Raw genomic sequence first — 544 nt, 5'->3', positions numbered from 1 at the left:
CCGTGCGTACGGCGACCAGCGCCGCCGCCGACGCCATCAAGGCCTCCGAGACCGCCGCCTCCGCCGCCCGTACGGCCGTGAAGCTGGCCGACGAGGCGGACAAGCACGCGGCCGACGCCAAGGCCCAGGCCGACGCGGCGAAGGCCGAGTCCGTCAAGGCGGTCGCCTCGGCGGCCGACGCGGCCGGACACGCCTACACCACCGCACAGGCCGCCGCGGACGCCGGCAACGCTGCCCAACAGGTGGCCGCACCGGCGAACGACGCGATCCAGCTGGGTTCGCCGTACGTCACCACCGACTCGGCGGCCGGTCTCGTCGTCCTGACGGGCCAGTCGTCGAAGACGATCGCCGAGCAGCAGAAGGCGGTCGCCGAGGCGCACGCCGCCAACGCGCAGAAGAACGCCGACCAGGCGGCGAGCCTCGCCGCGGCGGCGACGGGCGACGCGAAGGCGGCGTACACGCTGGCCGCCGAGGCCGCCGGGTTTGCCGCGACCGCCCGCAAGTCGGCGAAGGAGGCACTGGGTTACGCGGCCGAGGCCGCCAA

General features: G+C 75.4%; 1 pseudogene. It reads left to right on the top strand.

The window, feature by feature from the left end:
• Positions 1–544: pseudogene (locus AQJ64_RS44130) on the top strand (virulence factor); the annotation flags it as partial.

Source organism: Streptomyces griseoruber, from assembly GCF_001514205.1.
GTDB lineage: Bacteria > Actinomycetota > Actinomycetes > Streptomycetales > Streptomycetaceae > Streptomyces > Streptomyces griseoruber.
This window is presented reverse-complemented; position numbering and strand designations above follow the sequence as displayed.